Origin of the sequence: Nocardioides marmoriginsengisoli (genome assembly GCF_003725695.1) — a bacterium.
Taxonomy (GTDB): Bacteria; Actinomycetota; Actinomycetes; order Propionibacteriales; family Nocardioidaceae; genus Marmoricola; species Marmoricola marmoriginsengisoli.
The window spans coordinates 480,496-499,814 of sequence record NZ_RJSE01000009.1 but is presented as its reverse complement, the minus strand read 5'-3'; the positions used below and the strand labels follow the sequence as shown (position 1 = coordinate 499,814).

The following is a 19,319-nucleotide window of genomic DNA, read 5'->3' as shown; positions in this document are numbered from 1 at the left end:
TCATCCCAAAGGAGGCTGAAATGGCTATCGCCACCCCCGCCGCTCCGAGCGTCGAGATCCCTACGATCCCGCTGCGTGAGCTGCTCCCCTGGCTCTTGATGTTCGCCCTGCTCGCCGTGCTGACGATCTTCTTCGTCAGCGCCGACCAGGGTGCGATCTCGATCCCCGCCGGCACCGCCATCCACGAGTGGGTGCACGACGGCCGCCACCTGCTCGGCTACCCCTGCCACTGAGCCCGCTGCGCCGCGTGCGCACCTGAGGTCCCGGGACGACCGCGCTGACGCCGGTCGCGAGACCTCCTTTCACCGTACGGCGACCTCGCCGACCCCTCCGTATCGAACGGACCCCTGATGACTGCACGTACCTTCCTGATCCACGGCCTGATCGCCGGCCTTCTCGCCGGTTTCGCCGCCTTCCTCGTCGCCTACCAGATCGGCGAACCCCCGGTCGAGGCCGCGATCGCCCTCGAGGAGGCCGGCGCACCCGCCGACGCCCACACCCACGAGTCGCCCGAAGCCGGCCACTCCCACGACGACGAGGGCGGCACCGAGGTCTCCCGGCAGAACCAGTCCACCTGGGGCCTGCTCACCGGCACCGTCGCGATCGGTACGGCGCTCGGCGGCCTGGTCGCTCTCGCCGCTGCCGGCGTCGTCGGCCGGATCGGCCGGCTGCGACCCTCGCAGTCGACGGCCCTGGTCGCGCTGATCGGCTTCGTCGCGGTCGCGCTGGTCCCGTTCCTGAAGTACCCGGCCTCGCCGCCGGCCACCGGCAACCCGGACACCATCGGTGACCGCACCTCGTACTACTTCGCGTTCCTGGCGATCTCGTTGCTGGTCGCGATCGCCGCCACCGTCCTCGGCACCCGGCTGCTCCCCGGCCTCGGCGGCTACCGGACGGTGCTGGTCGCGGTCGGCTCGTACCTGGTGGTGCTGGTGCTCGCGGCCGAGCTGATGCCGGCCGTCAAGGAGCTCGGCGAGTTCCCGGCGCAGACCCTGTGGGAGTTCCGGCGGGCCTCGCTCCTGACGATCGCCACCATGTGGGCCACGATCGGCGTCGTGCTGGTCGGCCTGGTCGGCCGGGCGCACGAGAAGGTCGCCGTCGAGAACGCCCGCCGCGAGCTGGCGGCGAGCCTGTGACCGTCAAGCCGCCGTCGGCGGCCGCCCAAGAGGAAGCCGCCGACCGGCTCGCCGGTCTGGCCACCCCGGCCGGTGCCCTGGGTCGCCTCGGCGAGCTCGGCGTCTGGCTGGCGGGCGTCCAGGGGCAGTGCCCGCCGGCGGTCCCCGAGCGCGTGCGTGCGGTGATCTTCGCCGGCGACCACGGCGTGACGTCGTACGGCGTCTCGGCCTACCCGGCGGCAGTCACGCCGGCGATGGTGCGGACCTTCGCCGCCGGTCGCGCGGGCGTCTCCGCCCTCGCCGCCGCCCACGGCGTCACGGTCCGGGTGCTCGACATCGCGGTCGACGACGACCTCGAGGGCATCGACCCGGACGTCCAGCGCTTCAAGGTACGGCGCTCCAGCGAGCCGCTGCACCTGCGCGACGCGCTCACCGTCGAGGAGACCCACCGGGCCCTCGACGCCGGCACCTCGGTCGCGGCAGAGGAGATCGCCGCCGGCGCGCAGCTGCTGATCAGCGGCGACATGGGCATCGGCAACACCACCCCGGCGACCGCGCTGATCGCGGAGAGCCTGGGGCTGCCCGCCGCCGAGCTGACCGGCCGCGGCACCGGCATCGACGACGAGGCGCTGGCGGCGAAGACCGCCCTGATCCAGCAGGCGCTCGACCGGGTCAAGGATCGCGGGCTCAGTCCCGTGGAGACCCTGGCCGCCCTCGGCGGCGCCGACCTGGCCGCCTCGACCGGGTACCTGGTGGCGGCGGCGCGGGCCGGCGTACCGGTACTGCTCGACGGCGTGATCGCGGTCGCGTGCGCGGTGATGGCGGACCGGATCGAGCCCGGTGCGGCCGACTGGTTCGCCGCCGGCCACCGCTCGACCGAGCCCGCCCAGTCGCTCGCCCTGGACAAGCTCGGCCTGGTGCCGCTGCTCGACCTGGGGATGCGCCTGGGCGAGGGCAGCGGGGCCGTCGCCGCGGTGCCGGTGGTGCGCTCGGCGGCGGCGGTGCTGCGCGACGTGGCGCTGCTCTCCGAGCTCGCGATCTAGAGCCGTGCGGATCCTGGTCACCGGAGGGGTGCGGTCGGGCAAGTCGGCCCACGCCGAAGCCCTGCTCCGGGACCGGGACACCGTCACGTACGTCGCGCCCGGACCGATGCCGTCGGCCGACGACGCCGAGTGGGCGGCCCGGGTCGCGGCGCACCGGGCCCGGCGACCGGCGACCTGGACGACCCGGGAGAGTACCGACCTGGGCGACCTCCCCGGCGGCAGCGTGCTGGTCGACTGCCTCGGCACCTGGTTGACGGCTCAGCTCGACGAGCTCGGTGCGTGGGAGGCGAACGCCGCTTCCACCTGGCGGACCCGGTTCGACGCACGCCTCGACGCCGCGGTCACCGCCGCGTCGACCGCGGCGGACCTGGTGCTGGTCACCAACGAAGTCGGCCTCGGGGTCGTCCCCGAGCACGCCTCTGGTCGCCTCTTCCGGGACCTGCTCGGCACCGTCAACCAGCGGTTCGCGGCGGTCTGCGACGAGGTGCACCTGGTCGTCGCCGGGCGCGTCCTGGTGCTGTGAGGAGCCGCGCGGCCGGGCTGGTTCTCGGCTTCGCCGCCGACCGGCTGCTCGGCGACCCCCGCCGCTTCCACCCGGTCGCCGGGTTCGGTCAGGTCGCCGCCCGGCTCGAGCAGCGCCTGTACGCCGACAGCCGGGCCCGCGGCGCGGCGTACTGGCTGGTGCTGGTCGGCGGGACCACGGCGGCCGGGATCGCGGTCGAGCGTGCCTCCCGGCACCGCCCGGTCCCGCACGCGCTGCTGACTGCCGCAGCGACCTGGGCGGTCCTCGGCGCCCGGTCGCTGGACCGCGAGGCCGCCGCCGTCGAGTCGCTGCTCGCCGACGACCTGCCGGCGGCGCGCCAGCGCCTGACCCACCTCGTCGGCCGGGACACCCGGTCCCTGGACGAGGCCGGCGTCGCCCGCGCCGTGGTCGAGTCGGTCGCCGAGAACACCTCGGACGCGGTGGTCTCCTCGCTCGTCCTCGGCGGGCTCTTCGGGATCCCCGGACTGCTCGGCCACCGGGCGGCGAACACGCTGGACGCGATGGTCGGCCACCGCAGCGTCCGCTACACCCGGTTCGGCTGGGCCAGCGCCCGCGCCGACGACGTCCTCAACCTCCCCGGCTCCCGGTTGACCGCGGCTCTCGCGGTGGCCCTCGCCGACGACCGACCCGCCGCGGTCGCCGCCTGGCGCCGGGACGCGGCCGCGCACCCGAGCCCGAACGCCGGCCCGATCGAAGCAGCCTTCGCCGGCGCCCTCGGCATCCGGCTCGGCGGCACCAACGTCTACGGCGACCAGGTGGAGGATCGCGCCCGCCTGGGCGACGGCCGGCCCGCCACGACCCGGGACATCGGCCGCGCCCGCGACCTGGCCCGGCGCATCGACCTCGCTGCCCTGGTGCTCGTCACCGTCGTCGCGTGGCGCCGGTCCCGGTAGCCGGAGCGCCTATCCGCTGGAGCGGATGACCCACGCAGCCGCCGCGGCCGGGTCACCGACCACCTCGACTCCCGACACCGCCGGCTTCCGTCGTACGACGACCACCGGGATCCCGAGCTCACCCGCAGCCGCCATCTTCGGCCAGGTCCAGTCGCCTCCGGAGTCCTTGGTGACCAGGACGTCGGCACCGGCTTCCACGAGTAGCTGCTTCTCGGACGCGAGCTCGTACGGCCCCCGGCTCAGCAGGATCCGCCACGAAGCCGGCACCTCCAGGTCAGGCTCGTCGACGACTCGCGCGGTCACCGCCAGCCGGCCCAACGCCGGCACGAACGAGCCGAGCGATTGCCGGCCGATGGTCAGGAACGGACGGGCCCCGAGCCGGGCCGCCACCGCAGCAGCCTCCTCGTGGGTGTCGACCCAGTGCCAAGTCTCCGCCTGCGGAGCACCGCCCCAGCCGGGACGTTCCAGCCGGAGCAGCGGGACCTGCACGGCAGCGCAGGCAGCGGTCGCGTTCGCCGAAATCCCAGCGGCGAACGGATGGGTCGCGTCGACGACCGCCGTCACCGCTTGGTCGCGCAGGTAGGCGATCAGCCCGTCGACGCCGCCGAAGCCGCCGATCCGCACGGGGCCTACCGGCAACCGCGGGCGGGCCACCCGGCCGGCGAGCGACGAGGTGAGGTCCACCCCGGCGTTCAGCAGCAGCGCCGCCACCTCGCGAGCTTCGGCGGTGCCGCCGAGCACCAGCACCTTCACCGGACAGCCCTCCTCGGCAGCACGCAACACCGGGGCGCAGGGCCGACCCGCGGAACCGTCGTCGGTGGCCGAGCCTCGGCCCTCCCCCCGAGCACCAGCACCGTCACCGGTCGGCACCCGGCGGCAGCAACGGCAGCCCGGGCGGCGCCCCGGTGACCGCGAGGTCGAGCAGCGCATCGACGTCGAGGTGCTCCTCGACGAGGTCGCCGAGCAGGTCGAGCCGTGCCTCGCGCCGTTCCGCGAAGACCACCGACGACGGCGTCCGGGTCCGTCCGACCGCGGCGGCCACCTCGCTCAGCAGTGCCTGCCGGAACGCGTCGCTCTCCAGGCTGCCGTGCCACATCGTGCCGAACACGGCACCGTCGCGGACCCCTCCCGGGAAGTCCTCCCCGGCGTCGACCTGCAGCCGGCCGTGGTGGATCTCGTAGCCGGAGACCGGCTGGCCCAGGCCCTGGCCGGTCGGCAGCCGCAGCACCTTCTCGGCACCGAAGCTGGTCCGCGCAGGCAGTAGGCCGAGACCCTCGGCCGCGCCACCGGCCCGGCCCTCGACCCCGTCCGGGTCGGCGATCTCGGTGCCGAGCATCTGCGCTCCGCCGCAGATCCCGAGCACGGCGCGGCCGGCGCGGGCGTGCTCCAGGATCGCCTGGTCCAGGCCGCGGGAGCGCAGCCACTCCAAGTCGGCCAGCGTCGCGCGGGTCCCGGGGAGGACGATCAGGTCGACCCCAATCAGGTCCCGGGGCGAGGCCGCGAACGAGACGTCCAGGTCGGCCTCCAGGCCGAGGGCGTCGACGTCGGTGAAGTTGCTGATCCGCGGCAACCGGACGACCGCGACCTTGAGCACCTGCGTCGCGTCGTCGCGGGACCGGCGGCCGTCGAGGTCCAGGGCGTCCTCGGAGTCCAGCCACAGCTCCGGGTGCCACGGCAGCACCCCGTACGTCGGCCGGCCGGTGAGCCGGGTCAGCTCGTCGATGCCGGGGCGCAGCAGGTCGAGGTCGCCGCGGAACTTGTTCGCGACGAACCCGGCGATCAGCGCCTGGTCGGCGGCCTCCAGCAGCGCGACCGTCCCGTGCAGCGCGGCGAAGAGCCCGCCGCGGTCGATGTCGCCGACGACCACGACCGGCAGGTTCGCGTGCCGGGCGAGGCCCATGTTCACGTAGTCACCAGAACGCAGGTTGATCTCGGTCGGGCTGCCGGCGCCCTCGGCGACGATCACGTCGTACCGGCTCGCCAGGTCGTCGTAAGCGGCGTGCGCGGCGGTGGCGAGGTGGCGCCGACCGGACTCCCAGTCGGAGGAGGAGACGGTCCCGCCGGGCTTGCCCATCACCACGACGTGACTGCGGGTGTCACCGCCGGGCTTGAGCAGGACCGGGTTCATCGCGGCCTCGGGCTCGGCACGAGCGGCGCGGGCCTGGACCCACTGCGCCCGGCCGATCTCGGCGCCGTCCTCGCAGACCATCGAGTTGTTCGACATGTTCTGGGCCTTGTACGGCGCCACCTTGATCCCGCGGCGGAGCAGTGCGCGGCACAGGCCGGTGGTGACGATGCTCTTGCCGGCGTCCGAGGTGGTGCCGGCGATCAGCAGCCCGCTCATGCGTCGGTGTCCTCGTCGTTCCCGTCGTCCTCGTCCGGTACGGCGGTCGCGACCTCGTAGCTGTCCCGGCACCACCGGAACCAGACGAAGAACGCGAAGGCGGCGAAGACCCACCACTCGATCGCGTAGAGGAAGTTGCGCAGCGCGGTGAACCCGGAGACCTCCGGGATCGCGGCGAGGGTGACGCTCTCCAGGCCGTCGGGCGCGCCGGAGACGTCGCGGGCGACGACGTACGCGCTGAACAGGTCGGCGTCGACGTGCTCGACCAGGGTGGCTAGCCGCATCATCGGAATCACGTCGTCGTGCGGGTCCTCGTCGATCGGTCCGCTGCCCTCGGTCGCCTGCAACCACCCGGTCACGGTGACGTCTCCGCTCGGTGCCGGGGCCTTCGGCTCCGGTGCCCAGCCGCGGACCACCGGCATCGCCGACTCGCTCCCGTCGACCTTGACCGGCGTGACCACCCAGTAGCCGCGCTCCTTCTTGCGGAAGCGGTCGGAGACGTAGACGGTCGAGTCGCTCATCCAGGTGCCGCTGAGGGTGACCGGCCGGCCGAGCGAGCGCCCGGGGAACGGGCTGTCGCCGCTCATCAGCGTGGCGAGCGCGACGGGAGCGTCGTTCGAGATATCCCGAGCGGCGTCGGCGCGACGGGTCTGCCAGGCGTCCAGCTGCCACACTCCGAGGCCCACCGCGATCGAGACGCAGACCACCATCGCCAGGTGCCCCGGCCAGTACCGCGGCCGAAGCAGCATCACGAACACTCGACCAGCCTACGGGTGAGGTGCAACGATCACGTTCGTGACCTCTTCCATTCGGCATCTGAACTGCGTGACCATGTCCCCGCGCGCACCCGGCGGGCTCACTCCCGCCCGGATGGTGGCGCACTGCCTGCTCGTCGAGGGACCCAACGGGCTGACCCTGATCGACACCGGGTTCGGCACCGCCGACATCGCCGAGAAGCGGATGGGCCGAGGCTTCATTGCGCTGATGGGCGCCGCACTGGACCCGTCCGAGACGGCGATCTCGCAGGTCCGCGCGGCCGGGCACCAGGTCGAGGACGTGACCGACGTCGTGGTGACCCACCTCGACCTCGACCACGCGGGCGGGCTCGGGGACTTCCCGAACGCCCGCGTGCACGTCTTCGCCGACGAGCTCGACGCGGCGCGCAAGCGGGCCTCGGTCAAGGAGAAGAACCGCTACATCGAGGCGCAGTGGGCGCACGGCCCGAACTGGATCGAGCACACGGTGGCCGGGGACCAGTGGCTCGGCTTCGAGTCCGTCCAGGCCGTCAGCGAGGACATCCTGCTAGTGCCGTTGCGCGGGCACACACGGGGACATTCCGGTGTCGCCGTACGCCGCCCCTCCGGAGGGTGGTTCCTGCACGCCGGCGACGCGTACTTCTCGCACGGCGAGAAGGAGACCCCGCCCACCTGCCCGAGCGGTCTGTCGATGTTCCAGACGATGGTGCAGATGGACAAGAAGGCGCGGCACGCCAACCAGGACCGGTTGCGCTCCCTGCACGCCGAGCACGGCCCCGACTCCGGTGCCGCCGAGATCGTCACCATCTTCAGCGCCCACGACGCCGTCGAGTACGACGCCCTGGCGGACGTCACCGACTGATCAAGGACGCGTCAGCGGACTTGATCGATGGCCGTCGAGCGGCGAACTCGGCGACCGAGCAGGTCGAGCTGTCGTGACGGACCCGCAGTCCTACGACATCCCGCCGTCGTGGGCCAGCACGCACCCCGTGATCATCCGGGCCGCCGGGCTCGCCAGGTAGACGATCGACGCACCGATCTCTCCGGGTGAGATCGCGCGTCCGGGCAGCATCATCATCAGCCGGTCGGCGACGCGGGGGTCCAGGTCGTCCGGGTACTTCTCGGCGACCTCGGAGACGATCGGGGTGTCGACGGTTCCGGGGCAGATCGCGTTGACCCGGATCCGCTCCGGAGCGAGCTCGAGCGCCAGCGACCGGGTCAGCTGGGTCAGTCCGCCCTTGGCTGCGGAGTACGCGGTGGTGTATCCCTGCGGCACCCGCCCGGCGACCGACGAGACGTTGACGATGTTGGCGTTCCGGGTGGCGCGCAGGTGCGGCAGCGCCTCCTGCATCACCATGAACGGCCCCTTGAGGTCGACGGCGTGGATCCGGTCCCACTCGTCGTCGGTGATGGTGTCGAACCGGCCGAACTGGACGATGCCGGCGACGTTGGCGAGCACGTCGATGCGCCCGTGCTCCGCGGCCTTGGCGATCGCGGCCTTGACCGACTCCCGGCTGCCGACGTTGCACTCGACGTAGGTCACGCCGTCGGGCACGGTCGGGTGGATGTCGAAGCCGTAGACGATGTCGCCGAGGTCGCGGAAGAGCTCGGCGGTGGCGTACCCGATGCCGGACGCGGCTCCGGTGATGACGACGACGCGCGGGGTGGTCTCAGACATGCGGGCTCCTGGGCTCGTGAGGCGTTGCTCGGACGGTAGCAGCAGAACTAGAACATGTTCTAGGGCAATCCCGCGTGGATTCGAATCCACAGCTGTGGGTAACTCTGTGGACTAAGTCCGCCTAAGTCCATACTCTAAAGGCATGGCGGCGATGGTCAACGTCCACGAGGCGAAGACGCACCTCTCCAAGCTCCTGGAGCGCGTGGAGAACGGCGAGACGATCGTGATCGCGCGCGCCGGGAAGCCGGTCGCGGAACTGCGCGCCTACAGCCCGAGAGTCCCGTTCGTCTTCGGAGGCCTCAAGGACACCGTCTGGTACGACGACAGCGGCTGGGACGACGAGCGGTGATCCTCCTCGACACCCGCACCTTCCTGTGGGCGGTAGCCGACGACCAGCGGCTCGGACCGGAAGCACGCCGCGTCATCGCGACGGCCGACGTCCGCTACCTCTCCTCGATCAGCCACGTCGAGCTCGCCATCAGGTCCGCGAACGGATCGGTGCGCCTGCCCCAGGACTACGAACGCTTGCTCGGAGCCTTCGGCATCGAGTCGCTTCCCTTCACCGACGAGCACGCCACGAAGGTGGCGGTCGACCGGGAGCACGGTGGCACGTTCGACTGGATGCTGCTCGCCCAAGCCGCCGCCGAGGGACTCATCCTGGTCACCGCCGACCGGGCCCTGAGCACGTACGACGGCACCCTCGACGCAACCCGCTGAAGGAGCACCATGACCGACCTCCCCGACTGGGCCGCCGACCTCGACCTGCGCCCGCACCCCGAAGGCGGCTGGTACGCCGAGACCTACCGGCACCACGCCGACGTCGAGACCGGCGCGGGCACCCGGTCGCTCGGGACGGCGATCTACTTCCTCCTGCTCCCCGGGGAGTCGTCGGCCTGGCACCGGGTCGCCTCCGACGAGCTCTGGTTCCACCACCGCGGCGGTGCACTGCGGCTCTGGATCGGGGACGACCCGGAGACCGCCTCGGAGCAGGTCCTCGGACCGGACATCGCGGCCGGCGAGCGGCCGCAGCTTCTGGTCCCGGGCGGCCGGTGGCAGGCAGCCCGCCCGGTGGACGACGCCGTCCTGGTCAGCTGCGTCGTCGTCCCGGGCTTCGACTTCGCCGACTTCGAGCTCGGCGGCGCGGCACCGAACTGATCAGCGACGCATGCCCTTGTAGATCGCGCGCCGGACGACCCACGGCTGCAGGAACGACCAGGCCGGCAGCGAGAACGACTGCCCGCCTGCGGTGAACACCTCGAGCTTGTTGCCCTGGGCGCCGACCACCGAGCCCCACCGACGGGTGGCCGGCTCGAACCGCTTCGCCGTACCGTCACCGAGGTCGGCGCGGATGTTCCGCGCGAGCAGCCCGTCGGCCCGGCCGCGTGCCGAGGTCCGCAGCGGGTCGGTGGCGGCGACGTCGCCGATCGCGTACACCCCGGGCGCGCCGGGGACCCGCAGGTACTCGTCGACCGCCACGAACCCGTCCGGGTCGAGGAGCGACGGCGGCAACCAGCCGGTGTTCGGGGTGACCCGGCCGATCGTCCAGAGGACCGCATCGGCCGTGCTCGCCGGCTGGCCGGTGCTCCAGGTGACCTCGCCGGCGGCGAGACCGTCACCGAACCCCGCCGGTACGACGGCGCGGTGCCCCGGGTGCACGCCCACACCGGCCCTCTCCAACCTGCCGCGCAGGATGGTCCACACCTTGCCGTGATGGTGCGGCAGCGCGCGGTCGCCGGGGAAGTACAGGTCGACCCGCTTCTCGGGCCAGGTCGTCGCGGCGTTGAGCGCGCTGCTGACCGCGGCCGCCCCGCCGCCGATCACGATCACGGTCGCCGCCTCCGCGAGCCGCTGGTGCGCCGCCGCGATCTCCGCGTCGATCTCGGCGGCGGTCTGCAGGTCGGGCCGGCGCCAGAACCCGTTGGTCACCCCGGTGGCGATCACCAGGGCGTCGTACGGCTCGGTGCTGGGGGTGCCGTCGGCGCCGACCACCTGCACGGCACGTTTCTCCAGGTCGAGACCGGCCAGCGAGCCGTGCACCGTCCGGACGCGGTCGAGCTTGCGGTAGCGGTCGAAGTGGTTCCAATAGTCCCGCGCCCACTCCTGCGGCCGGGCCAGGCGGAGGCCGAGCTCCTGCCCGCTGACCAGGCCGGGTTTCGCCGAGATCCCGACGACGTCGGCGTGCTTGTGCAGGTGGATCGCGGTGAGCAGGCCGGTGTCGCCGAGCCCGGCGACGACGATGCGGGGGCGGCTCATGCGGCGGCCTTCCGCGGCGGGCGGGGCACGAAGCGCGGAACCCGCGCCACCACGTCGGCGTACGACGGCCTCCGCTCGAGGCTGCGCTGCTCCATCATCGGGATGCTGGCGCCCTGGAACATCGCGTAGATGCCGAGCGCTCCGACCAGGGCCCACCACGCGTCCGGGTCGGCGGCCACTGCGAAGAGGCCGAGGGAGAGCCAGAAGGCGAACTCACCGAAGTAGTTCGGGTGCCGGGACCAGGACCAGAGCCCGCGATCCATCGCCTGCCCCGGCTGGCGGGAGCACGCGAAGCGGTACATCTGCAGGTCGGCGACGAACGCGAGGACCACCGCGCCCAGCCCGACGACGACCGCGACGACGTCGAGCCAGCCGATCTCACGACCGGTGCGGGTGAGGACGACGTACACCGGCACCATGCCGAGGAAGACCTGGAGGGTCGGCACCAGGTGGATGCCGACCAGGTCGACCACCGCCTCCGCCTTGCCGGCACGGTCGCGCAGCATCGAGTAGCGCCAGTCCTCGTGGTGCAGTCCTGGGAAGGCGTAGATCCAGTTGCCGGTCAGCCGGATCGACCAGACCAGCATCACCACGGCGACCAACCAGGCGCGCGGATCGTCTGCGGGCGTGCCGGACTCGATCCACCACGTCAGCATCAGCAACGGCGGCAGCACGCTCCAGTACGCGTCGTAGAAGCTGGAGTTCCGGTGCAGGCGGCTGGCGGCGAAGACGACCAGCGTGGCGATCAGGTCGGCGATCAACCCGTCCAGCCAGAGGTGGTCGGTGTTCGGCCCCCAGGCCATCCAGGCACCGCCGGCCCCGAAGGCGAACAGGTAGGAGATGCCGACGCGCGCGATCGACTCGGTCTTGCTCATCCGGCCGGTGTCCATGGGAGGACCGTATCTAGAACGTGTTCTAGTGCGCCAGGGTTCCGTGAGCCGGACCTCGAACGGGTCGGCCTACGAGCCGCCGAGCAGACCACCCAGCAGACCACCGAGCAGGCCGCCGTTGTTCGGAGCCGGCGGCGGGGGAGGGGTACTCGGCGCGGGCGGCCGAGCGGGGGTCAGCGGCTTGGCGTACCAGAGCGTCCGTCGCGACCAGTTCCCCGGACCTCGCCGCTTCCCGGAGCAGGTCACGATGACAACGCGCTCGGGACCGGAGGTACGGAAGGCGCTGCGGGTCGGCACCTTCTTCGCCGGATAGCTCTTCCGCTTGAAGATCACGTAGCAGGCCTTCCGGCCCTTCTTGCCGCGCAGGACGATGCCGTCGCCCTCGTGGAGGTTCCGCAGCATCGCGTTGCCGAGTGCGGATCCGTCGGGCCAGGTGTGACCCGAGAGCAGCACGCTGCCCCGGCGGCTGGCCGCGCGGTTGTGCGGGTCCATCGCCATCAGCCACTTCCCGGCCCTCGTCACCGGGCCCGCACCGGCCGCACCGCTCGCCGTACGACGGACCTGGATGACGCGTACGCTCCGCCCGATCGAGGGGATCGCCGCCCGGGTCGGCACGAAGCCGCGAGCCGGTCGGGTGCACGCCCTCGCCTGGGTCTGCACCTGAGCCTTCACGACCGGTTCGGCTGCTCCCGACGCAGCTGCTCCGGACTGGGCGGATCCGGACTCGGTCAGGAGTGCCTGCACCAGCACCACGGCCAGGAGACTCGCGCAGGCCCGAGTGTTTCGGGCAGGGCTCCACCAGTTCGTCACACCACCACAACGAAGGGGTGGTTCCGGGGTTACCCCGGAGTCCTCCGCCCAAGGAGTTCACGGATCGGTTGGTCGAGGAGGTCGATCGCATCGTTCATCAACGACTCACGGATGGGTGCGTCGCGATCCACGACGCCACGCAGGTCGCGCTCGGTCACCTGGAGCATGCTGGCATCGTTCCCGGTCCAACGGGTGACGGAGTCCCGGAGCCGGTCTATCTGGGAGGTCCACTCGACATCGTTCTCGGCGAGATCATTGGGGCGCACGATCAGGAGGTCGATGTCGGACTCCGTCGTGGCGTCGCCGCGAGCGACCGACCCGAACACCGCGGCGCCGACGGCGGGCACCGACCATGCGGACAGTTGGCTGCGCAAGCGGTTGAAGAACTCGCCCCTCAGTCCGGCCAGGGCGACCGCGATGCCGGCCGCGATGTGGTCGCGGTTCAGGAGATACACGTAGGCGTTGCCGGTCGCCTCCGAGAAGACGACACCTTGGTCGACCAGTCGGTTCAGCGCCTTGTTGATACTCGGCGCCGTCCCACGCCGCGACTGCCGGTGAACGTCTCGCCCGGTCAGACCCCGATTGGTCTGCGCAAGCACAGCGAGGACAGCACCGTCCAGTGACGACACTGCCGCTGTCGTCGGGTCGTTCCAGTCCATTGGCACCTCCACTATGTAAAGAAATCTTTACATTTGTAACGGTACCTTTACATAGCCTTTGAGGGGAAGCCCGTTCCGGAATGGTGGTGCAGTCACTCAGGACTGACCGCTATCTCCGTGAGCTCGACGTATGACCTCAGTGGAGCCAGCGGACTCGACAGACGAGCATGGTGGAGCCTAGGGGACTCGAACCCCTAACCCCCTGCTTGCAAAGCAGGTGCGCTACCAATTGCGCCAAGGCCCCGAGCCGACGTGGGCCGGCGGTGGGAGTGGAGGTGGATCAGGCCTTCGTGACCGGGTCGGTCGCCTGCTGCCAGAGATCCTGCTCGTTGCGCCCTTGGTCGATCTTCTTCTTGACGAAGACACCGGCAACTGCGGCGAGGACTACGAACAGGATCTTCTTCATTCCGACCTCCATGGTGGATCCTTTGTGGGCCTAAGAGGACTTGAACCTCTGACCTCTTCCTTATCAGGGAAGCGCTCTAACCGTCTGAGCTATAGGCCCGGGTGGCCGGCAGTTGCCTGCGTGACCGACAGCGAAGATTACCCCATGCGGTTCGGCCCCTACAAAACGAGGTCGGCCCTCGTGGAGCTGCGGCTCACTTGTCCTCGGCGAAGGTGACCTCGATACCCCCGACGAGGGTCGCCGCGAGGTTGTAGAGGAACGCCGCCAAGGTGGCGATGGCGGTGATCAGGACGATGTCGGCGACGGCGACCAGCATCGTGAAGCCGAGGATCCGCGAGGTCCCGAGGTAGTCCTGGATCTGGAACGGCGCTCCCTTGCTGTCCCCGATCGAGTCCTGCACGATCGAGTTCACCGAGTCCCAGAGCCCGGCCGCGCCGAGCACGCCCCAGACGATGGCGACCGCGACGACGGTGACGATCGCGATCGCGACGGAGAGTACGAACGCCGCCTTCATCACCGACCAGGGCTCGACCTGGACGAGGCGGAGCTTCGCCTGCCGCACCTGGCGGGGCGCGCCCTCGGCAGCACCCGGCGTACCGGGACCGGCGGCCGGCTGCAGACCTTCGCGCTCGGTACGGCGGAACCGCGAGGTCAGCGAGACCTTGTCGTCACCGGCCGTCCCGGGCTGTGCCGGAACCTTCGGCCCCTTCACCATCTGGGTCTCTCCCTCGGCCGCCAGCGTGCGCGCGGGAGCGATCGGCGAGGTCTCGCGTTTCGAAGCCATCAACTCTCCTCGCCGGTCTCAGTTGCCTCGATTGTTGCATCCGGGGCCTGAGCCTCCGCCGTCTCGACGCCCTCGCCCTCGGCGCCCTCGACACCCTCGCCCTCGACGAGGTCCTCGTCGTCCTCGGAGGACCGCTCGACGCTGCGCGCCACGACCGCCACCGAGTCGTCCTTCTTGGGCGTCACGAACTTCACGCCCATCGTCGAGCGACCGGTGGCCCGGAAGTCGGCGTTGATCGGGCTGCGGACGACCTGACCGCCGGAGGTGATCGACAGGATCTCGTCGCCCTCGACCACGATGAAGGCGCCGACCAGGCCACCGCGGTCCTCGTTGGCCAGCGACATCGCCTTGATGCCGATACCGCCGCGCGACTGGATCCGGTACTCCGAGATCCGGGAGCGCTTGGCGAAGCCGCCATCGGTGATCGTGAAGACGTACTGCACCTTGATCTCGTCGCCGCCCTCGGCACCTTCCTCGAGGGCCTCGTTCGCGACCTGGTCCGCGCGGATCACCGACATCGACAGCAGCGAGTCACCCTCGCGGAACTTCATCCCCTGGACGCCGGACGTGGCCCGGCCCATCGGGCGCAGCTGGCTGTCGTCCGCCGGGAACCGGATCGCCTGACCCTTCCGAGAGACCAGCAGGATGTGGTCCTCGGAGTCCACCAGCTCGGCACCGATCAGCTCGTCGTCGTCCTCGCGGAAGTTGATCGCGATGACGCCGGCCTGGCGCGGGCTGTTGTAGTCCCCGAGCCGGGTCTTCTTGACCAGGCCGTTGCGGGTCGCGAGCACCAGGTACGGCGACTGCTCGTAGTCCCGGATCGCCAGCACCTGGGCGATGCTCTCGTCGGGCTGGAAGCTGAGCAGCCCGGCGACGTGGCCGCCCTTCGCGTCGCGCGACGCCTCCGGGAGGTTGTACGCCTTCGTCCGATAGACGCGCCCGGCGGTCGTGAAGAACAGCAGCCAGTGGTGGTTCGACGTGGAGATGAAGTGATCCACCACGTCGTCGCCGCGCAGGGTCGCGCCGCGGACGCCCTTGCCTCCCCGCTTCTGGGTCCTGTACTGGTCGGCCCGGGTGCGCTTGGCGTAGCCGCCGCGGGTGATGGTGACGACCAGGTCCTCGTCCGGGATCAGGTCCTCCATCGACAGGTCGCCGTCGGCCGCGATGATCTGGGTACGACGGTCGTCGCCGTACTTCTCCACGATCGCGGCCAGCTCCTCGGAGACGATCGAGCGCTGCCGGCTGACGTTCGCGAGGATGTCGTTGAGGTCGGCGATCTCGAGCTCGATCTCCGCCAGGTCGTCGATGATCCGCTGACGCTGCAGTGCGGCCAGCTGGCGCAGCTGCATGTCGAGGATCGCGTTGGCCTGGAGCTCGTCGATGTCGAGCAGCGCGATCAGCCCCTCGCGCGCGTCGTTCGCGTCGGGGGAGTTCCGGATGAGGGCGATCACCTCGTCCAGCATGTCGAGCGCCTTGACCAGACCACGCAGGATGTGGGCGCGCTCCTCGGCCTTGCGCAGCCGGAAGGTGGTCCGCCGCTGGATGACCTCGATCTGGTGCGCGACCCAGTTGGAGATGAACTGGTCGATCGTCAGCGTCCGCGGGACGCCGTCGACGAGCGCCAGCATGTTCGCGGAGAAGTTGGTCTGCAGCTCGGTGTGCTTGAGCAGGTTGTTCAGCACCACCCGGGCCACCGCGTCGCGCTTCAGCACGACGACCAGGCGCTGACCGGTCCGGCCCGAGGAGTCGTCGCGGACGTCGGAGATGCCCTGGACCTTGCCGGAGTCGGCGAGCTCGGCGATCTTCAGCGCGAGGTTGTCCGGGTTCACCATGTACGGCAGCTCGGTGATCGAGAGGCAGGTGCGGCCCTTGCTGTCCTCGTCGATCTCGATGACCGCGCGCTGGGTGACCGAGCCGCGCCCGGTCCGGTACGCCTGCTCGATGCCCTGGCGGCCGACGATCAGCGCGCCGTTCGGGAAGTCGGGTCCCTTGATCCGCTCGATCAGCGCGTCCTGCAGCTCCTCGCGGCTGGCGTCCGGGTGCTCGAGCGCCCACTGCGCACCCTCGGCGACCTCGCGGAGGTTGTGCGGCGGGATGTTGGTCGCCATCCCGACGGCGATGCCGGCGGAACCGTTGACCAGCAGGTTCGGGTAGCGGGCCGGCAGCACGGTCGGCTCCTCGGAGCGGCCGTCGTAGTTCGGCTGGAAGTCGACGGTCTCCTCGGTGATGTCCCGGACCATCTCCAGCGCCAGCGGCGCCATCCGGCACTCGGTGTACCGCATCGCCGCGGCCGAGTCGTTGCCCGGCGAGCCGAAGTTGCCCTGGCCGTGGATCAGCGGCGCGCGCATCACCCACGGCTGCGCGAGCCGCACCAAGGTGTCGTAGATCGCGGTGTCGCCGTGCGGGTGGTACTGACCCATCACGTCACCGACGACGCGCGAGCACTTCGAGAAGCCGCGGTCCGGACGGTAGCCGCCGTCGTACATCGCGTAGAGCACCCGGCGGTGCACCGGCTTCAGACCGTCCCGTACGTCGGGCAGCGCACGCCCGACGATGACCGCCATCGCGTAGTCGATGTAGGCGCGCTGCATCGAGGTCTGCAGCTCGATCGGCTCGATCCGGCCGCTGGGGCCCGGGTTCTCGGTGGGGGTCTCAGTCATCCTTGGTTCCCTTTTTCCTTCGTCGTACGGCGTCTCGACAAGCTCGACATCCGGGTCACGCGGAGATCGAGCCTGTCGAGATCCCCGGACCTTGCAGAGCTAGATGTCCAGGAAGCGAACGTCCTTCGCGTTCCTCTGGATGAAGGACCTGCGCTGCTCCACGTCCTCACCCATCAGCGTCGAGAACACCTCGTCGGCCTGGGCGGCGTCGTCGAGCGTCACCTGGAGCATCAGCCGCGCGTCCGGGTTCATCGTGGTCTCCCACAGCTCCTCGGCGTTCATCTCACCGAGACCCTTGTACCGCTGGACCGGGTTCTCCTTCGGCAGCTTCTTGCCGTTGTCCAGACCGTCGGCCATCACCGCGTCGCGCTCCGCGTCGGAGTACACGAACTCGTGGTCAGCCGGCTTGTTCCACCGGATCCGGTAGAGCGGCGGCTGCGCCATGTAGACGTAGCCGAGCTCGATCAGCGGCCGCATGAACCGGAACAGCAGCGTCAGCAGCAGGGTGTTGATGTGGTGGCCGTCGACGTCGGCGTCCGCCATCAGCACGACCTTGTGGTACCTCAGCTTCTCCACGTTGAACTCCTCGTGGATGCCGGTACCGAGCGCGGAGATGATCGCCTGGACCTCGGTGTTGGCGAGGACCTTGTCGATCCGGGCCTTCTCGACGTTGAGGATCTTTCCGCGGATCGGCAGGATCGCCTGCACCCGCGGGTCCCGGCCCTGACGCGCGGAGCCGCCGGCCGAGTCACCCTCGACGATGAAGACCTCGCACTCCTCCGGGTTGGTCGACTGGCAGTCGCTGAGCTTGCCGGGGAGCCCGCCGCCGCCGAGCAGGCCCTTGCGGTTGCGGGCCAGGTCGCGGGCCTTGCGCGCGGCCAGCCGGGCCTGCGCCGCTGCCTGCGACTTGCGGATGATCTCCTTGCCCTCGGCCGGGTTCTCCTCGAGCCAGGCACCGAGCTGGTCGTTGACGATCCGCTGCACGAAGCCCTTGGCCTCGGTGTTGCCGAGCTTGGTCTTGGTCTGGCCCTCGAACTGCGGCTCGCCCAGCTTGATCGAGATGATCGCGGTCAGGCCCTCACGGATGTCGTCGCCGGAGACCCGGTCCTCGCGCTTCTTGATCAGGCCCCACTCCTCGCCCCAGCTGTTGACCAGCGTGGTGAGCGAAGCACGGAAGCCCTCTTCGTGAGTACCGCCCTCGTGGGTGTTGATCGTGTTCGCGAAGGTGTGCACCGACTCCTGGTAGGAGGTGTTCCACTGCATCGCGAGCTCGAGGCTCATGTGGTTCTCGGAGCCCTCGGGGGTCTCCGCCTCGAAGCTGATGATGGTGGCGTTCGCCACCACCTTGCGGCGGTTCAGGTGCTCGACGTAGTCGACCAGGCCGCGGTCGAACTTGAACCGACGCTCGAGAACGCCGCCCTTGCGACCCTCGTTCTCGGTCGCCTCATCGTCGGTCATCGGGTCGACCTGGGCGTCCGGGTCCTCGATGACGGCGTCGTCGACATCGGTCTGCATCGCGTCGTCGAGGATGTCCTCAAGACCCTCGGCCGGCGGCCGCTCGTCGCGGACGATGATCTCCAGGCCCTTGTTGAGGAAGGCCATCTCCCGGATCCGGTTGGTGACCGTCTCCAGGTTGTAGGTGGTCGTCTCGAAGATGTCGTCGGAGGCGTAGTACGTGATCGTGGTGCCGGTCCGCTCGCCGTCCTCCATCGGACGCACCTCGGCCAGGTCCGCGTCCGGTACGCCGACGGTGAAGGTCTGCCGCCAGAGGTGCCCGCGATTCTTCACCTCGGCGATGACCTTGGTGGAGAGGGCGTTGACCACCGAGATGCCGACGCCGTGCAGACCGCCGGAGACCTTGTAGCCGCCGCCGCCGAACTTGCCGCCGGCGTGCAGCATGGTCAGCGCCATCGTCAGCGCGGAGATGCCCTCGGTCGGGTGGATGTCGGTCGGGATACCGCGACCGTTGTCCTCGACCCGGACGCCGCCGTCGGCCTGCAGCGTCAGGATGATCTTGTCGCAGTGGCCGGCGAGCGCCTCGTCGACCGAGTTGTCGACGACCTCCCAGATCAGGTGGTGCAGACCGCGCTCCCCGGTGGAGCCGATGTACATGCCGGGCCGCTTGCGAACGGCTTCCAGGCCCTCGAGGACCTGGATCGCGCTGGCGTCGTAGTTGCCATCCTCGACGGCTGAACCGGTGGTCCCGGATTCGGATTGCCCTACTTCGTTGTGCGCCGGGTCAGCCACGAGCTACCTCTTCGTTCGGAGAAAGACGGCGTGCACGTTCGAAACGGTGTGCACGCACGGAAAATGGCCGCCGGCGCAATGTCTCCATCACTAGGACGACCACACCTCAGTCTACCCGCCAGGCCTCTTAAATCACGTGTCCATCCACAGGTTTGGGGGGATCTTCGACGAAATGTGGCCCCTGGAGGCCTCCGAAGGCGTCTCCAGCCTCACCGCAGGGCTTCAGGTGAGGGGGTGT

At 70.4% G+C, this 19,319-nt stretch carries 21 protein-coding genes and 2 tRNA genes; 9 read left to right on the top strand and 14 right to left on the bottom strand.

The annotated features are described in order from the left end of the window. Positions 1–20 precede the first annotated feature (20 nt). From EFK50_RS20985 to EFK50_RS20965, 5 genes are all read left to right on the top strand, one after another. Positions 21–233: a CbtB domain-containing protein gene (locus EFK50_RS20985; RefSeq protein ID WP_123229526.1), complete on the top strand. Its 213-nt coding sequence runs from the start codon at positions 21–23 to the stop codon at positions 231–233. Between the two features lie 117 nt (positions 234–350). Then, positions 351–1,136 (top strand): CbtA family protein, encoded by a 786-nt coding sequence (locus EFK50_RS20980; RefSeq protein ID WP_123229525.1) that lies wholly within the window; start codon positions 351–353, stop codon positions 1,134–1,136. Next, positions 1,133–2,158, top strand: coding sequence for a nicotinate-nucleotide--dimethylbenzimidazole phosphoribosyltransferase (gene cobT / locus EFK50_RS20975; protein WP_123229524.1), 1,026 nt, complete (start codon positions 1,133–1,135; stop codon positions 2,156–2,158). The genes EFK50_RS20980 and cobT overlap by 4 nt, the downstream gene beginning before the upstream one ends. Before the next feature lie 4 nt (positions 2,159–2,162). After that, the gene (locus EFK50_RS20970; RefSeq protein WP_123229523.1) at positions 2,163–2,681 is read left to right on the top strand and encodes a bifunctional adenosylcobinamide kinase/adenosylcobinamide-phosphate guanylyltransferase; all 519 of its coding nucleotides are present in this window, start codon (positions 2,163–2,165) and stop codon (positions 2,679–2,681) included. Continuing rightward, positions 2,678–3,595: a cobalamin biosynthesis protein gene (locus tag EFK50_RS20965; RefSeq protein ID WP_123229522.1), complete on the top strand. Its 918-nt coding sequence runs from the start codon at positions 2,678–2,680 to the stop codon at positions 3,593–3,595. Before EFK50_RS20970 ends, EFK50_RS20965 begins: the two co-directional genes overlap by 4 nt. A 9-nt stretch (positions 3,596–3,604) precedes the next feature. Here EFK50_RS20965 and EFK50_RS20960 read toward each other — a convergent pair whose 3' ends face one another. The 3 genes from EFK50_RS20960 to EFK50_RS20950 all read right to left on the bottom strand — a co-directional run bounded on the left by EFK50_RS20960 (position 3,605) and on the right by EFK50_RS20950 (position 6,688). Then, on the bottom strand, positions 3,605–4,348 hold the full coding sequence (locus EFK50_RS20960) for a cobalt-precorrin-6A reductase (protein ID WP_123229521.1): 744 nt from the start codon (positions 4,346–4,348) through the stop codon (positions 3,605–3,607). A gap of 103 nt (positions 4,349–4,451) precedes the next feature. Then, the gene (locus EFK50_RS20955) at positions 4,452–5,939 is read right to left on the bottom strand and encodes a cobyric acid synthase (RefSeq protein WP_123229520.1); all 1,488 of its coding nucleotides are present in this window, start codon (positions 5,937–5,939) and stop codon (positions 4,452–4,454) included. Continuing rightward, a complete protein-coding gene (locus EFK50_RS20950) occupies positions 5,936–6,688 on the bottom strand; it encodes an SURF1 family protein (protein WP_246004274.1) in 753 nt (250 codons plus the stop codon). The genes EFK50_RS20955 and EFK50_RS20950 overlap by 4 nt, the downstream gene beginning before the upstream one ends. Positions 6,689–6,734: 46 nt before the next feature. On the opposite strand from EFK50_RS20950, the gene EFK50_RS20945 reads away from it, so the two are divergent. Next, positions 6,735–7,556, top strand: a complete 822-nt coding sequence (locus tag EFK50_RS20945) for an MBL fold metallo-hydrolase (RefSeq protein WP_221177498.1) — start codon at positions 6,735–6,737, stop codon at positions 7,554–7,556. A gap of 90 nt (positions 7,557–7,646) precedes the next feature. Here the strand turns inward: EFK50_RS20945 and EFK50_RS20940 are convergent, their stop codons facing one another. Then, the gene (locus EFK50_RS20940) at positions 7,647–8,372 is read right to left on the bottom strand and encodes an SDR family NAD(P)-dependent oxidoreductase (RefSeq protein WP_123229517.1); all 726 of its coding nucleotides are present in this window, start codon (positions 8,370–8,372) and stop codon (positions 7,647–7,649) included. A 142-nt stretch (positions 8,373–8,514) separates the two neighbouring features. Between EFK50_RS20940 and EFK50_RS20935 the strand changes: the two genes are divergently transcribed. From EFK50_RS20935 to EFK50_RS20925, 3 genes are read left to right on the top strand one after another with little or no spacing between them, the layout of a single operon-like run. Further along, positions 8,515–8,721 (top strand): type II toxin-antitoxin system Phd/YefM family antitoxin, encoded by a 207-nt coding sequence (locus EFK50_RS20935; protein ID WP_123229516.1) that lies wholly within the window; start codon positions 8,515–8,517, stop codon positions 8,719–8,721. Next, positions 8,718–9,089, top strand: a complete 372-nt coding sequence (locus EFK50_RS20930) for a type II toxin-antitoxin system VapC family toxin (RefSeq protein ID WP_183407943.1) — start codon at positions 8,718–8,720, stop codon at positions 9,087–9,089. The genes EFK50_RS20935 and EFK50_RS20930 overlap by 4 nt, the downstream gene beginning before the upstream one ends. A 9-nt stretch (positions 9,090–9,098) precedes the next feature. Beyond that, on the top strand, positions 9,099–9,527 hold the full coding sequence (locus EFK50_RS20925) for a cupin domain-containing protein (RefSeq protein WP_123229514.1): 429 nt from the start codon (positions 9,099–9,101) through the stop codon (positions 9,525–9,527). Here the strand turns inward: EFK50_RS20925 and EFK50_RS20920 are convergent, their stop codons facing one another. The 10 genes from EFK50_RS20920 to gyrB form a co-directional block, all read right to left on the bottom strand. Further along, complete coding sequence (locus EFK50_RS20920; protein ID WP_123229513.1) at positions 9,528–10,625, bottom strand: FAD-dependent oxidoreductase; 1,098 nt, start codon at positions 10,623–10,625, stop codon at positions 9,528–9,530. Then, positions 10,622–11,515, bottom strand: coding sequence for a DUF1295 domain-containing protein (locus tag EFK50_RS20915; protein ID WP_123229512.1), 894 nt, complete (start codon positions 11,513–11,515; stop codon positions 10,622–10,624). Before EFK50_RS20915 ends, EFK50_RS20920 begins: the two co-directional genes overlap by 4 nt. A 69-nt stretch (positions 11,516–11,584) precedes the next feature. Then, positions 11,585–12,268, bottom strand: coding sequence for a class F sortase (locus tag EFK50_RS20910; protein WP_183407942.1), 684 nt, complete (start codon positions 12,266–12,268; stop codon positions 11,585–11,587). An 86-nt stretch (positions 12,269–12,354) separates the two neighbouring features. Next, the gene (locus EFK50_RS20905; RefSeq protein ID WP_123229510.1) at positions 12,355–12,984 is read right to left on the bottom strand and encodes a nucleotidyltransferase domain-containing protein; all 630 of its coding nucleotides are present in this window, start codon (positions 12,982–12,984) and stop codon (positions 12,355–12,357) included. A 168-nt stretch (positions 12,985–13,152) separates the two neighbouring features. Then, positions 13,153–13,228 (bottom strand) — tRNA-Ala (locus tag EFK50_RS20900). Between the two features lie 36 nt (positions 13,229–13,264). Beyond that, positions 13,265–13,402, bottom strand: coding sequence for a DLW-39 family protein (locus tag EFK50_RS22385; protein WP_183407952.1), 138 nt, complete (start codon positions 13,400–13,402; stop codon positions 13,265–13,267). 13 nt (positions 13,403–13,415) lie between these two features. Further along, positions 13,416–13,489, bottom strand: a tRNA-Ile gene (locus tag EFK50_RS20895). A gap of 94 nt (positions 13,490–13,583) precedes the next feature. Then, the gene (locus tag EFK50_RS20890; protein ID WP_246004259.1) at positions 13,584–14,174 is read right to left on the bottom strand and encodes a DUF3566 domain-containing protein; all 591 of its coding nucleotides are present in this window, start codon (positions 14,172–14,174) and stop codon (positions 13,584–13,586) included. Next, positions 14,174–16,834, bottom strand: coding sequence for a DNA gyrase subunit A (gyrA, locus tag EFK50_RS20885; protein WP_123229509.1), 2,661 nt, complete (start codon positions 16,832–16,834; stop codon positions 14,174–14,176). Before gyrA ends, EFK50_RS20890 begins: the two co-directional genes overlap by 1 nt. Before the next feature lie 99 nt (positions 16,835–16,933). Further along, complete coding sequence (gene gyrB / locus EFK50_RS20880; RefSeq protein WP_123229508.1) at positions 16,934–19,081, bottom strand: DNA topoisomerase (ATP-hydrolyzing) subunit B; 2,148 nt, start codon at positions 19,079–19,081, stop codon at positions 16,934–16,936. Positions 19,082–19,319 lie beyond the last annotated feature (238 nt).